This is a genomic window from Brevibacillus sp. NL20B1 (genome assembly GCF_018195675.1).
Classification (GTDB): Bacteria; Bacillota; Bacilli; order Brevibacillales; family Brevibacillaceae; genus Brevibacillus; species Brevibacillus aydinogluensis.
Genome location: NZ_JAGTPT010000004.1, coordinates 125138 through 139838, shown reverse-complemented (window position 1 = coordinate 139838; position 14701 = coordinate 125138). Strand labels below are relative to the sequence as shown.

The 14701-nt window shown below is 53.8% G+C and carries 14 protein-coding genes; all 14 read left to right on the top strand.

Going from position 1 to position 14701, the window contains the following annotated elements:
• Window positions 1-8 precede the first annotated feature (8 nt).
• A complete protein-coding gene (locus KDN35_RS04710) occupies window positions 9-446 on the top strand; it encodes a prepilin peptidase (protein WP_349290955.1) in 438 nt (145 codons plus the stop codon).
• Between the two features lie 104 nt (window positions 447-550).
• On the top strand, window positions 551-1363 hold the full coding sequence (locus KDN35_RS04705) for a flagella basal body P-ring formation protein FlgA (RefSeq protein ID WP_171567431.1): 813 nt from the start codon (window positions 551-553) through the stop codon (window positions 1361-1363).
• A gap of 3 nt (window positions 1364-1366) precedes the next feature.
• On the top strand, window positions 1367-2524 hold the full coding sequence (locus KDN35_RS04700) for a CpaE/TadZ family protein (protein WP_212132226.1): 1158 nt from the start codon (window positions 1367-1369) through the stop codon (window positions 2522-2524).
• A 12-nt stretch (window positions 2525-2536) separates the two neighbouring features.
• Entirely contained in the window at window positions 2537-3922 is a 1386-nt protein-coding gene (locus tag KDN35_RS04695) for a TadA family conjugal transfer-associated ATPase (protein ID WP_171567433.1), read from the top strand.
• Window positions 3900-4826 carry a type II secretion system F family protein gene (locus KDN35_RS04690; protein ID WP_171567434.1) on the top strand — a complete coding sequence of 309 codons (927 nt, stop codon included), beginning with the start codon at window positions 3900-3902 and terminating at the stop codon, window positions 4824-4826. Before KDN35_RS04695 ends, KDN35_RS04690 begins: the two co-directional genes overlap by 23 nt.
• A 4-nt stretch (window positions 4827-4830) precedes the next feature.
• A complete protein-coding gene (locus tag KDN35_RS04685; protein WP_171567435.1) occupies window positions 4831-5760 on the top strand; it encodes a type II secretion system F family protein in 930 nt (309 codons plus the stop codon).
• 122 nt (window positions 5761-5882) lie between these two features.
• Window positions 5883-6095: a hypothetical protein gene (locus KDN35_RS04680; RefSeq protein ID WP_171567436.1), complete on the top strand. Its 213-nt coding sequence runs from the start codon at window positions 5883-5885 to the stop codon at window positions 6093-6095.
• 307 nt (window positions 6096-6402) lie between these two features.
• On the top strand, window positions 6403-7617 hold the full coding sequence (locus KDN35_RS04675) for a vWA domain-containing protein (RefSeq protein ID WP_249178918.1): 1215 nt from the start codon (window positions 6403-6405) through the stop codon (window positions 7615-7617).
• Window positions 7618-8034: 417 nt separating this feature from the next.
• Entirely contained in the window at window positions 8035-9249 is a 1215-nt protein-coding gene (locus KDN35_RS04670) for a vWA domain-containing protein (protein ID WP_249178917.1), read from the top strand.
• Window positions 9250-9612: 363 nt separating this feature from the next.
• A complete protein-coding gene (locus KDN35_RS04665; protein WP_311837655.1) occupies window positions 9613-10875 on the top strand; it encodes a VWA domain-containing protein in 1263 nt (420 codons plus the stop codon).
• A 308-nt stretch (window positions 10876-11183) separates the two neighbouring features.
• Window positions 11184-12452: a vWA domain-containing protein gene (locus KDN35_RS04660; protein ID WP_304414760.1), complete on the top strand. Its 1269-nt coding sequence runs from the start codon at window positions 11184-11186 to the stop codon at window positions 12450-12452.
• Window positions 12452-13627 carry a hypothetical protein gene (locus KDN35_RS04655; protein ID WP_212132223.1) on the top strand — a complete coding sequence of 392 codons (1176 nt, stop codon included), beginning with the start codon at window positions 12452-12454 and terminating at the stop codon, window positions 13625-13627. Before KDN35_RS04660 ends, KDN35_RS04655 begins: the two co-directional genes overlap by 1 nt.
• 141 nt (window positions 13628-13768) lie before the next feature.
• Entirely contained in the window at window positions 13769-14476 is a 708-nt protein-coding gene (locus tag KDN35_RS04650; protein ID WP_171567442.1) for a YciC family protein, read from the top strand.
• 29 nt (window positions 14477-14505) lie between these two features.
• Entirely contained in the window at window positions 14506-14685 is a 180-nt protein-coding gene (locus KDN35_RS04645) for a hypothetical protein (protein ID WP_171567412.1), read from the top strand.
• Window positions 14686-14701 lie beyond the last annotated feature (16 nt).

Below are 14701 nucleotides of genomic sequence, written 5' to 3'. Positions count from 1 at the left end.
CCCCGTTCGTGACCGTTCCCGTTTTTCTCATCATGGCCGTGTCCGTCTACACGGACCTTCGCCGACGCATGATTTACGACTGGCTCACGCTGCCGGGGATCGCGTACTTCCTCGTCGTTCATGCCATCGCCCACCCCGGTCAATGGATGACATATGCGCTGGGCGTGATCGTGTTGGGCGGGATTTCGCTAGTCATGGCAGTTGTCAGCAACGGCCAGCTAGGGGGAGGGGATATCAAGCTGTTTGCGCTTATGGGTTCCGCTGTGGGGTGGCAGGCCGGGCTGCTGATTATGGGCCTTTCCTACATCATCGCGGGATTTGTCGCCATACCCCTGTGGGCGATCAGAAAAAGGCGGGCGGCAGCAGAAAAGTGGAAAGAGGTTCCGCTGGCTCCGTTCATCGCCGGGGGGACGATTCTGTTGTACATGGCGGCAGCAGCTGTCTGATCCACCCGAGGAGACGCCGTGTTGCGGCAAGCATTTTCCTTATTTTGTAATTTTATAATTACTTCCGAAATCTTTCGACTATCCAAGGAGAGGGAATCATCTGCATGCTGGAATCCAAACGACGTGCCATTATTTTTCTCACATTATCCCTTTTGCTTGCAGTTCTGGCGGGCTTTCTGTTTCTGAAAAAAATCAAGGATATGAACGCGGAATTGGGGGAAATGGTGGAGATTTACGTGGCGAACGCCGACATTCCGTCCCGCTCGCTGATTCAGCCGGATCAGGTGACGACGCGGCCCATCCCGAAGAAATACGCGGATCAGTCCTACGTGACCGACAAATTGAGCCTGAAAAACCAGGTGACGGTCGTTCCCCTGTCCAAGGGCGACGTCATTACCAAAAACATTCTCAAGCCCGCCAACATCGTCCGGGACCAAAATCACCGTCTGATTACGGTGTATGCCGGGGGAAACGTCGTCTTCGATCAGGAACTGGAGGCGCTTGACCGCGTGGATGTCATCATCTCGCACCAGGTGAACGGTAAGCCGGTGACGGAAGTGTTCATGAAAGATGTGCTGGTGGCGATGGTGGCCAAGTCAGAGGGCAAGTTTAAAGGAGTGGCGTTGGAACTGCCGTTTGAGGACGTGCCCCGGTTCATCCATCAGCAGAACTACGCAGAGCTCATGCGGATCCTGAAGGCCAATGTCGGCAAAGGCGGAGCGGCCATTTCCGAGCCGTTTCAAGAAACGAAACCCGGCCAGGAGGAGACGCCTGGCGACAGCGCTGCGCCCGAAACCAAACCGGCCGAAAGTCCGACGGTAAAACCGGGGGCACAGGCGCCGCAGACACCTCCTGCGCCGTCGCCAAACGCGGGACAGCCCGCGATGCAGCAAGCAGGAACCAAAACCGGAGGGTAAGGCATGAAAACGGAACTCAACATTCTCGTCGTAGCCGATTACGATTCGGTGAAAGACCTGTTGCGGGAATGGCTCGCTCCTTACGAGCATGTGCAGTACACCACATCGCTGGAAGTGAAGAAAGAGATTGACCGGATTGGCCCCGATATCGTCCTGCTCGTGCAGCCTGAGGACGGGTCGGGCGTGGAACTGGTCCAGTATATACAGGCCGAGCTGCCCGAGGGCATTGTGATCTTTCTCACGGAAGAGCAGGATTTCGTCCTGCTACGGGATGTCGTCCGCGCCGGTGCGATTGAGTACATCGTGATGCCTGACGAACTGGCGCTGTTGACGGACCGGCTTGAGAAAATCTCCGAGCTGGCGCAGATACAGCAGCGGAAAAAGGGAGCGAACGCGTCCGGCAAGGCGTTGGTCCGCGGCCGGGGAAAAGTGTATTCCTTTTACAGCGGAAAAGGGGGCAGCGGCCGCACGCTGCTAGCCACCGGCTTTGCGCAGGCATTAAAACTGGAATCCACCGCCAGCGCCCTGCTGATCGACCTCAACCTGCAGTACGGCGGTGTGGAAACCTTTCTCTCATTGGACAGCAATCGCACGCTGGCCGATCTGATGCCGGTCATGCACGAGATGAACGAGAACCACATTCGCAATGTGGCACAGCGGGAACTCCATTCCAAGCTGGAAGTCCTGGTCAGTCCGCGTGATGCGGAAATAGCAGAGCAGATCCCGGAGGAATTTATCACCCGGTTAATCCGCGCCAGCCGCCGCAGCTACGATTTTGTCATTGTCGACCTGCCGGCGCACATGAACGAGCTGACCTACGCGGCGCTGACGGAGTCGGACCTGATCTGCTACGTGATGAATCTCGACACGCCTTCGGTTCAGATCTACCGGCTCGCGGAAGAGTTGTTCCGACGGCTTCGGATCGATACCGCAGGCAGGCTGGAAGTGGTCGTCAACCAGGTGGGCAGGGACAACGAACTGGCCGTTTCCGACCTGAAGGGGTTGATCACCGCCCCGATCACCGCTGAAATCAGCAGGGATCACCAGGGCGTTCAGGCGGCCGTCAATCAGGGCAAGCCGCTGCAAAAGGAAGCCAACGAGAAAAAGCTGTCTCCTGCGGCGAAGGACATTCGCAAATGGGTGCTCAGGAAATTGTCGTAAGGGGGGAGTTAGATGGCATTATTCCGACGCAGGGATGAAAAGACTCCGCCTGGCGATGAGGCGCCCCGGACCATCGCATCTTCGCTTGCGGCTCCTTCCTGCAATCCGTACCTGGACGAACTGGCGGAACATTACAAGGCGCGACTCTTGCGGGAGACCAACCTGGAACGGCTGACCAGCCTGCCGTCGAGCGAGATGCGCCTGGCGATTGAGCGCCTGGTATCCCAATACATGTCCGAAGAAAAGGTCGTCATCCCGCGAAACGAAAAGGAACTGCTGCTCACCCGCCTGATCAACGAATCCGTCGGTCTGGGCCCGCTGGAGCCGCTGCTGAACGACCCGGAGATCACGGAAATTTCGATCAACGGCCACAGCCAGGTGTACGTCGAGCGGAACGGCCGCCTGGAACTGACCGACCTGAAGTTTCGCGACGAGGAGCATCTGCGCCACATCGTCGACCGGATCGTGGCGCCGCTCGGACGGCGGATCGACGAAAGCTCGCCGATGGTGGACGCCCGGCTGAAAGACGGCAGCCGCGTGAACGCAGTGATTCCGCCGATCAGCCTGAATGGCACGCTGGTCTCGATCCGGAAATTCCGCAAAGAGCCGTACACCATGGATGACCTGATGAGGTTTGGCTCGTTCAACGAGGCGATGTCCCGCTTTCTGCAGGCGGTCGTGGAAGCGAAAATGAACGTTCTTATCTCCGGCGGCACCGGGAGCGGAAAGACGACGCTGCTCAATGCCGTAGCCTGCGCCATCCCCCACTATGAGCGCGTCATCACGATTGAGGATTCGGCAGAACTGAGGCTGGCCCACCCCAACTGCGTCGGGTTGGAGGCCCGCCCGCCCAACATGGAGGGAAAAGGGGAGATCACGATTCGCCAGCTCGTGAAAAACTCCCTGCGGATGAGGCCGGACCGGATCATCGTCGGGGAGGTGCGGGGCGCCGAAGCGTTTGACATGCTGCAGGCGATGAACACGGGGCACGAAGGATCGCTCACCACCGTTCACGCCAACTCGCCCCAGGATGCGTTTAACCGGCTGGAGGGCATGGTCGTGATGGCCGGCATGGATTTGCCGTCTTCCATCATTCGGGAGTACATTGTCAGCGCCCTCGACATCATCGTGCAGGTGATGCGTCTCTCAGACGGGAAGCGCAAGATCGTCTCCATTTCGGAGGTGGTAAAAACCGAAGAAAAACGCGTGGAAGTAAACGAAATCTTTCGCTTTCAGCGCACCGGCATCGGAAAAAGGGGGGAAGTGTTGGGGTACTTTACCGCAACCGGCGTCGTGCCCCGTTCGCTGGAAAGGCTGAGAACGTTTGGGATCGAGATAGACGAGTCGCTGTTTGCGGCAGGAGAGGTGAAACGACGTGAGCATCTCTATTCTGTTTAGTCTCTCCGTTCTGCTCGGAATATGGGGGATCTATGAATACCTGGGCTATCGGGCGAAAAAGACGGAATGGAAAAAACGGGTGGAAGAGTGGTACGAGGTCAAATCCCAGCGCAAAAGTTTTCTCCTCGAATGGGGGGATCGCTTCGACCGTACCCCCCATGCCAAGCAGATACGAAGCAAGCTGATCAAAGCAAACATTCCCCTTGCGCCTTCCGAGTATTACGGCATTTTGCTGGTTGGCGCGTTCGGGCTGGCCTTCTTTTTCAACAACGTCGTCGGGCTGCCGTTTCCTTACAATATCGCCGCCGGCTCTGCCTGCATGTACCTGCTGCAGAAGCTGCTGTTTCTCGTGCGGCGAAACAAGTACCAGGAGCGCTTGAACGACCAGCTGTCAGAGGTGTGCCGCCTGCTTGCCAACTCGCTGCGCGCAGGGCTGACGCTGACACAGGGGATCGAACTGGTGGCCAGGGAAATCCCGCAGCCAGCCGGGCAGGAGTTTGCGCGCATGGCGCGTGAAATGCGGTTGGGCGTCAATTTTGACAAGGCGCTCGCCGATATGGAAAAGCGCATTCCGACCCGGGATTTTCGGATCTTTGCGGCCACGCTGTACATCCAGCGGCGCGCCGGCGGGAACCTCAGCGAAGTGCTGCAGGAGATGGCACAAACGCTGGAGGATCGGCGAATCGTCAACCAGGAGATCAAGACGATGACCGCCGAACAGCGCTACGTCTCCATTCTGGTACCGATCATGCCGATCGCCCTGGTGCTGATGATGAACACGATCAACAAGGGGTTTATCGATCCGCTGTTCTCCGGCTTCGGACTGATCCTGCTGGCCGTGTTTATCCTGGGAACGATCCTGTCCTATCTGCTGGTCCGAAAAGTAACAAATATAAAGGTGTGAGACGATGGACGCGCTCATGGTCACCTGTTTGTTCTTATGTTTGCTTTTTTTTGCCATTTTTTTGAAAGAATCCTACCGCTATTCCGTCGAGAGGGAAAAGCTGCTCACCCACATTCACGAAACCACGGGAAGGCCGGGATACGAAATCCGCAAGCGGGAAACGACTTCCGAAAAGTGGTTGAAAAAACTGCTGCAGTACAGCGACGATTACGCGGCACTGGGGCAGAGGATCAACTTCTTCAGCGAGTCGCACGAGGTGGAGGAGTGGCTGCTGAAAGCGGGCCGCCCGTTGGATTTGAGTGTGGAACGCTTCCAGGGGACAAAAATCCTGCTCGCCCTGATTGGCGTCATCGTCGGCACCGTGTTCTTTGTCCTCGGCTTTCCGCTCGCCCCCTACGGCCTGGTCGTCTGGCCGATGGTCGGCTACTTTTTGCCGATCATCCTGCTGAAAAGAAAGGCGAGGGAGCGGCAGGAGCAGATTCGCTACGATCTGCCCGAATTTCTCGACACGGTAAGCGTGACGCTGCAGGCGGGCGTCAGTCTGGACCAATCGCTGCGCTCGGTAATCCAGTTTTTTCCCGGGCCGCTGCAGGAGGAGTTCGCCCGTTTCAATCAGGAGCTGGATCTGGGGGTGCCGCGGGAAAAAGCGTACGAGAATCTGCTGCGGCGCAATGACAACCCGGAGTTTCAAATGCTGATCAAAGCGCTGATACAAGGGATGCGCCTCGGCGTTCCGATCGCGGTCACGTTCAAAATCCAGTCCGAGAACATGCGGCGCATACGCAAGGAACTGATCAAGGAGAAAGCGGCGAAAGCCTCACCAAAAGTAACCCTGATCACCACATTCGTCGTCGCGCCCACCGCGATCGCCCTGATCGGCGGTTTGATGGTGCTAAACATCCTGGAGAACGCCACGATGTTTTCCGCATGGTAAGCAAATAACACATGGCCTTTAAAGGGGGTGATCCCTTTCTCAGTCTGGCAGTGTAAATAATCGGGAAGTTTGCAAGTATGCGGAATCAAAATCTTTTATATCCATGAAGGAGGATTTGTAACATGCTGACAAACACGATTCAAAAATGGTATGCCAAAATGCTGGTTTCCCTGAACAACCAAAAAGGGGCCCAGGCAATTGAGTGGATTGCGCTGGCCGGGGTGATTCTGGCGATTTTTGCGGCAATTCAGTTGTATTTTAATAAAGGTGAAACAAGCGTAGGGAATGCTATTTCCGAAACGCTGTCCAATATCATTAAAAAAATTGGTGAATAACGGATCAGGCGGTGAAGGTGCAGGCAAGACATCTTCATGCCTGCATCTATCTATACATAATGAGGCTTTACTTTTTAATTTTTGCAGATAAAGGGAGGTCGCTGTTATGAAGGCAAACGCGAATAAACTGCTCTCCGCCCTCCTGGCATGTTTGTTGGTCTTATCAGCCTGCTCATCCGATCAAGAGAAACCAGCTGATGCGCCAGACGATCCCACGCACCAACCTGCTGCGGATCATCAGACAGGAGAATCAACAGTTACGGAAATGCCAAAAAGCCGGGAAGAAAAAATACAGCTGCTCAAATCCATGATCCCGGAAGGCCTGACCAAGCTCCCGGAGACAGCAGAGGAGTTTTACAACCTGCCGCCGGGACGTTTTGCCGGTGTCCCGTATGGTCACCAGTATAAGGAAATCGAAAAGGTATTGCAGCAATTCCCAAACATCGAAAACCCGGATGTAGAAATACTCGATTTGTACTACCTCGCGCTGCTTGGGCTGTTTGCCGAAGATTACCCGGAACCGGAGGAGATCATCAACCAGATCAAACTGACCTCGTTTGGCAGCCCGGACATGGATGATCCGCGCTATCAGTTCAAGGAGCAGTACAACGTGATGATCGTGCTGGACGCAAGCGGCAGCATGGGTCATATGGCGGGTGGCAAGACGAGAATGGAAGCGGCCAAGGAAGCGATCCGCTCGTTTGCCGCCTCCCTTCCGGACGGTGCGCGGGTGGGACTGCGCGTCTACGGCCATGAGGGGACGGGGGCGGAAGCAGACAAAGCGCGCTCCTGCAGCAAAAGTGATGTGATGTACCCCTTGCAGGCGTACGACCAGCAAAAGCTGGACAGTGCGCTGGCACAGTTCAAGCCGGCGGGCTGGACGCCGATTGCCCTCGCCCTGGAGCAGGCGCAGAAAGATTTGGAGGCGTACAAAGGGGAGAAGAGCACCAACATCATCTACCTGGTCAGCGACGGGATTGAGACGTGCGGCGGTGATCCGGTACAGGTGGCCAAACAGTTGGCGGACTCTGACGTGACGCCGATCGTAAATGTTGTTGGCTTCGGAGTGGATGGAGAAGCACAGCGCCAGCTCAAAGCGGTAGCGGAAGCGGCAAAAGGCCGTTATGTGCTGATCCAGGATCAAAAGGAACTGGAGGAGGAATTTGAGCAGGCCGAAGAGATTGCCCGCAAGTGGAGGAAGTGGAAGGATGGCGCCTCTCATGATGCCTTTTCCAAGCATCTTTCTCAAGGATTGGAGATTCTTCGTTTTGGATTTGACTGGGGAAAAAAGGGAAGGCAAGAAAGCTATAATATTTTCTCTTCCTTTTTATACTTGGAAGGGAAAGAAATATTGGATAAAAGCACCATTACCAAACTGGAAGAGATCAAAAATAAACAAGACAAATTAATTCAGGAGCGACGAAACGAATTGGAGACGTTCCTTAAAAATTTGAACGATAAAACATACACAGAAGCCATTGAGGCGATCAACCAGCAGTATAACGAAAATGTAAAGAAATAGTAGCTGATTTCCCCCGCGGTTGCAGACCGCAAGGCCTGCACATTCAACCAAAGGTGGAAATAAAGTGCTGGGGTGGAGTGATGGGTTTCCTGCCCGCGTCGCGTTTTGAAGCGGACAGATCCACCTCGGTGCTGGTCTGCAAGCGAGCGAAAGGGCCCATCACCCATGCACTGCGGACTTTATCTACACGCTATAAGGAAGGTCGCTGTTATGAAGGCAAATGCGAATAAACTGCTCTCTGCCCTCCTGGCGTGTTTGCTTGTCTTGTCAGCCTGCTCATCCGATCAGGAGAAACAAGCCGATTCCAACGCGCCAGACGATCCCACGCACCAACCTGCTGCGGATCATCAGACAGGAGAATCAACAGTTACGGAAATGCCAAAAAGCCGGGAGGAAAAAATACAGCGGCTCAAATCCATGATCCCGGAAGGCCAAACCAAGCTCCCGGAGACAGCGGAGGAGTTTTACAACCAGCCGCCGGGGCGCTTTGCCGGTCTCCCGTATGGCAAGCAAGATAAGGAAATTGAAAAGATACTGCGGCAATTTCCGAACATCGAAAACCCAGATTCGGAAATCATCGAACTGTACTACCTCGCACTGCTCGGTCTGTTTGCCGAAGACTACCCGGAGCCGGAGGAAATCATCAACCAGATCAAGCTGTCCTCGTTTGGCAGCCCGGACATGGATGATCCGCGCTATCAGTTCAAGGAGCAGTACAACGTGATGATCGTGCTGGACGCAAGCGGCAGCATGGGCCATATGGCGGGGGGCAAGACGAGGATGGAAGCGGCCAAGGAAGCGATCCGCTCGTTTGCCGCCTCCCTGCCTGACGGTGCACGAGTAGGGTTACGGGTCTATGGCCATGAAGGGACGGGGGCGGAAGCAGACAAAGCGCGCTCCTGCAGCAAAAGCGATGTGATGTACCCCCTGCAGGCGTACGACAAGCAAAAGCTGGACAGTGCGCTGGCACAGTTCAAGCCGGCGGGCTGGACGCCGATTGCCCTCGCTCTGGAGCAGGCCCAGAAAGATTTGCAGGCGTACAAAGGGGAGAAGAACACCAACATCATCTACCTGGTCAGCGACGGGATTGAGACGTGCGGCGGCGATCCGGTACAGGTGGCCAAACAGTTGGCGGACTCTGACGTGACGCCGATCGTAAACGTCGTCGGCTTCGGAGCGGATGGAGAAGCGCAGCGTCAGCTCAAAGCGGTAGCGGAAGCGGCAAAAGGCCGTTATGTGCTGATTCAGGATCAAAAGGAACTGGAGGAGGAATTTGAACAGGCCGAAAAGATTGCTAACAAGTGGTGGAAGTGGAAAAGTGGTGCCACTCATGATGCAATTTCTAAATATCTATCTCAAGAAGGGGAGATTCTTCATTTTGGATTTACTTGGGATGCAAGGAGAAGACGGGAAAGCTTTAATTTATTCTCCGCCTTTTCTTACCTGAGTAGGGAGGTTTTAGATGAAAACACCATTGACAAATTGAAAGAGATCGAAAAAACACAAAATCGATTGATCCAACAGCGAGGAGACGAATTGAAAATGTTTCTTGATAATTTGAACAATAAAACATACACAGAAGCCATTGAGGCGATCAACCAGGAATATAACGCAAATGTAAAAGAAGAGTAGCTGATTTCCCCAGCGGTTGCAGACCGCAAGGCCTGCACATTCAACCAAAGGTGGAAATAAAGTGCTGGGGTGGAGTGATGGGTTTCCTGCCCGCGTCGCGTTTTGAAGCGGACAGATCCACCTCGGTGCTGGTCGTCAAGCGAGCGAAAGGGCCCATCACCCATGCACTGCGGACTTTATCTACACGCTATAAGGAAGGTCGTTGTTATGAAGGCAAATGCGAATAAGCTGCTCTCCGCCCTCCTGGCATGTTTGTTGGTCTTATCAGCCTGCTCATCCGATCAGGAGAAACCAGCCGATTCCAACGCGCCAGATGCCACCACACACCATTCTGCTGCGGATCATCAGGCAGGAGAATCACCAGTGGAAACGCCAAAAAGCCGGGAGGAAAAAATACAGCAGCTCAAATCCATGATCCCGGAAGGCCTGACCAAACTCCCGGAGACAGCGGAGGAGTTTTACAAGCAGCCGCCGGGGCGCTTTGCCGGTGTCCCGTATGGCTATCAGAGTGAGGAAATCAAAAAGGTACTGCAGCAATTCCCGAACATCGAAAACCCGGATTCGGAAATCATCGAACTGTATTACCTCGCGCTGCTCGGGCTGTTTGCCGAAGATTACCCGGAACCGGAGGAAATCATCAACCAGATCAAGCTGTCCTCGTTTGGCAGCCGGGACATGGATGATCCGCGCTATCAGTTCAAGGAGCAGTACAACGTGATGATCGTGCTGGACGCAAGCGGCAGCATGGGCCATATGGCGGGGAGCAAGACGAGGATGGAAGCGGCCAAGGAAGCGATCCGCTCGTTTGCTGCCTCCCTGCCTGCCGGTGCGCGGGTGGGACTGCGCGTCTACGGCCATGAGGGGACGGGATCGGAAGTGGACAAAGCTCGTTCCTGCAGCAAAAGCGATGTGATGTATCCCCTGCAGGCGTACGACAAACAAAAGCTGGACAGTGCGCTGGCACAGTTCAAGCCGGCGGGCTGGACGCCGATTGCCCTCGCTCTCGAGCAGGCGCAGAAAGATTTGCAGGCGTACAAAGGAGAGAAGAGCACTAACATCATCTACCTGGTCAGCGACGGGATTGAGACGTGCGGCGGCGATCCGGTACAGGTGGCCAAACAGTTGGCGGACTCTGACGTGACGCCGATCGTAAATGTTGTCGGCTTCGGAGTGGATGGAGAAGCACAGCGCCAGCTCAAAGCGGTAGCAGAAGCGGCAAAAGGCCGTTATGTGCTGATCCAGGATCAAAAGGAACTGGAGAAGGAATTTGAGCAAGCTGAAAAGATTGCTGATAAGTGGTGGAAATGGAAAAGTGGTGCTTCTTATGATGCCTTTTCCAAACATCTTTCTCAAAGTTTGGAGATTCTTCATTTTGGATTTATCTGGGATGAAAGGAGAAGTCGGGAAAGCTATAATTTATTCTCTGCCTTTTTACACATGGAAGGGAAAATTTTAGATAATAGCACCATTGCCAAACTGGAAGAGCTCGAAAAAACCCAAAACCAATTGAGCCAGCAGCGAGGACGCGAATTAGAGACGTTCCTTGAAAGTTTGAACGACAAAACATACACAGAAGCCATTGACGCGATCATCCAGAAATATAGCGAAAATGTAAAAGAAGAGTAGCTGATTTCCCCCGCGGTTGCAGACCGCAAGGCCTGCACATTCAACCGAAGGTAGAAATAAAGTACCTGGCGTGGAGTGATGGGTCAAGCGAGCTGGCCCATCACCCAAGCGCTGTGGACATTATCTAAACGCTATAAGGAAGGTCGCTATTTATGAAGGCACAAGCGAATAAGCTTCTATCTGCTCTCCTGGCATGTTTGTTGGTCTTATCAGCCTGCTCATCCGATCAGGAGAAACAAGCCGATTCCAACGCGCCAGATGATCCCACGCACCATTCTGCTGCGGATCATCAGACAGGAGAATCACCAGTGGACACGCCAAAAAGCCGGGAAGAAAAAATACAGCTGCTCAAATCCATGATCCCGGAAGGCCTGACCAAACTCCCGGAGACAGCGGAGGAGTTTTACAAGCTGCCGCCGGGGCGTTTTGCGGGTGTCGCGTACGGTAAGCAGAGTGAGGAAATCAAAAAGGTACTGCGGCAATTCCCGAACATTGAAAACCCCGATTCGGAAATCATCGAGCTGTACTACCTCGCGCTGCTCGGGCTGTTTGCCGAAGATTACCCGGAACCGGAGGAAATCATCAACCAGATCAAGCTGTCCTCGTTTGGCAGCCCGGACATGGATGATCCGCGCTATCAGTTCAAGGAGCAGTACAACGTGATGATCGTGCTGGACGCAAGCGGCAGCATGGGCCATATGGCGGGGAGCAAGACGAGGATGGAAGCAGCCAAGGAAGCGATCCGCTCGTTTGCCGCCTCCCTGCCTGACGGTGCGCGAGTAGGGTTACGGGTCTACGGCCATGAGGGGACGGGATCGGAAGCAGATAAAGCGCGCTCCTGCAGCAAAAGCGATGTGATGTATCCCCTGCAGGCGTACGACAAGCAAAAGCTGGACAGTGCGCTGGCGCAGTTCAAGCCGGCGGGCTGGACGCCGATTGCTCTCGCCCTGGAGCAGGCGCAGCAAGATTTGCAGGCGTACAAAGGGGAGAGGAACACCAACATCATCTACCTGGTCAGCGACGGGATTGAGACGTGCGGCGGCGATCCGGTACAGGTGGCCAAACAGTTGGCTGACTCTGACGTGACGCCGATCGTAAACGTTGTTGGCTTCGGAGTGGATGGCGAAGCACAGCGCCAGCTCAAAGCGGTGGCAGAAGCGGCAAAAGGCCGTTATGTGCTGATCCAGGATCAAAAGGAATTGGAGAAGGAATTTGAGCAGGCCAAAGATATTGCCCGAAAATGGTGGAAGTGGAAAAATGGCGCCTCTCATGATGCCTTTTCCAAACATCTTTCTCAAGTAAAGGAAATTCTTCGTTTTGGATTGGCCTGGAATTCAAAGGCAAATCGGGAAAGCAATAATTTTTCCTCTGCCTTTTTATACATGGAAGGAAAAGAAATATTGGATAAAAGCACCATTGTCAAACTGGAAGAGATGGAAAAAGCACATTACAAATTGAGTCGGCAGCGAGGGCTCGAATTGGAGACGTTCCTTAAAAATTTGAACGATAAAACATACACAGAAGCCATTGACGCGATCAACCAGAAATATAACGCAAATGTAAAAGAAAAGAACTGATGCAAGGAGGAGCAAAGTTTGTGAGGAGTAGAGGAAGAAGAGCCTGGTTCGCTGGTATCTTCGCCTTGTTGATTCTGTTGATGAATGTATTCCCAGTGGTTGCAGTGGCGCGGCCGTACGTACCAAACCTGGGAGGGGGAACGTATGATGTTCCCAAACTGCCAGTTCCCGATTTGCAGGCTCCCCAATGGGACGTGCCAAAATTGGAAGCACCGCAATGGGACGTGCCGCAACTGGACGTACCGAAATTGGAAGCACCGCATTGGGATGTTCCGCAATTAGACGTACCGAAATTGGAAGCACCTCGATGGGACGTACCGCAACTGGACGTGCCGAAATTGGAAGCACCTCGATGGGACGTACCTGACTTGCAGCCGCGAAACGGCACAGTACCCACATTGAAGCCTCCTACCATGGATGTGCCAGATCTCCGCCCGCCTAACATCAGCGTGCCTGACCTAACGCCCCACAGTCTGAAGCAGGACGGGCGGTCAGCTAAACCCCAGCCCTTTACCGAGACATTAGCATACAAGTTGGCGGAGTTGTCCTACAAGGAGATCATTGGCGGGACTCTCAACTATTCCAAGGAACTAGTGGAAAGAGGAACGGTAACGGCTGGGCAGGCAGGAGCCAGCTATGGCAAAGTTTTATTCAGAGTTGGCGTAAAAGGACTTGATATCGCCCTCCAGGATACACCGTATAGCGATCTGCCTGGACTCACGTTGGATGGTCTGGATGCCAAAGGGGCGTATGACAGTTACAAATTTGTTTTTCAAAGATATGCACCCGCTAATGCTGGTACTGTACGAGTGCCTGGCGTTGTAACTGGCTTAAACGTCGCTGTTGCAGCAATCAGTTTGCCATTTGACTTCTTTAACATGGTCGGCCAATTTAGGCAGGCGTACGATCCCGATTTGGGTGAGGAAAAGCAGAATGAGAAGTTTGTGGACGGGATAGGCAACCTGGGAAGCACATTGATGGACATAGGGGTGATCACCTCCACTATTCCTGGATGGCAGGCAATAGCATTTGCATGTGTCGCGACAGGGTTCGTACTCTGGGCAGGAGCCCGATTGGTGAAATGGTACAACAAAGCCTCGGGAGGAGCGCTGTCAAAACGCATCAGCTCGGTTCGCAAAGGTATTGGCAAGGTACTTGGATGGTTTTCCTCTTAACGGAGGAAGCGGCACTGCTCAATGACCGATGTAAAAAATGAAACAAGCTTTTGAAGAGAAAAACAGGGAGATTCTGCAGGATGAAGTATTTGCCATACTGCGCATCCCTTAAGCGGACAGGAACACAGGAGGTGCAGTTCAATGAATCCGCTGAAAGAAAGCATACGCTTTTACGCGCGACATATCGAAGCGCTGCTGCTTCTGTCGGGTGTGATTCTGCTGCCGTTTTTGCTGGTTCATAATGTTACGATCAATTACGTCAGTTTTCTGGCTGCGCTGGCCGGAGCCCCGGTCGTGTCCAGTTTTTACAACTTATTTCTGATGCTTGTGTTTTTGACCGTTGTGCAGATTGTGTTTGTCCAATACGTGAAAAGCCAACTGGAGGGGGAGGAACGGCCGCTTCGCCATGCGTTCCGTACCTTCTTTGAGAACGGCTTCTCCGTGTTTCTGTTCGGGATCGTCTATGCGCTGGCAGTGTGTCTGGGGATGGTGCTGTTTGTCGTGCCGGGGGTGGTTCTCTTGATCCTGTTTTGCCTTACGCCGTTTCTGGTCGTGCTGAAAAAGAGATCCCCCTGGAAATGCATGCGTTCCTCCTTTGAACTGGCAAAGCGGCATTTTGTGCCGCTTCTCGGCCTGATTCTGCTGGCAAGTGCCGTCCAGTGGCTGATCAGCATGGCCGGGTTTGCCTCCGTCATCTACATTACGACCAGTTTTGGGGCGGTCTGGTTTACGCAGCTTTTGCTCAACGTGATCGTATTCCCGCTGATCACCGTAATTTTCACCATGTATACCCATCAATGGATCAGCGAACCAAGCGAGGTAAAAGGGTTGGAACCAGTGGAAGGCTAGCATCAATTAGGTGAAAGGAGCGAAATGTCGTGTCGCAGCGGTTTTGGAACATTGCAGGAGTCATCATGTATGGTGTCATGCTGCCGCTTTCTTGTCTCTTTATCGTATTGGGGGAGCCGATTCCATTCGCGCTCTTTGCAATCTGGATAACCTTTCCATTTATTGAACAGTCGGCTATGGAGCAGCTTCGCCGAAAAAATGCGCAGTGATAATGCTCCAATCATT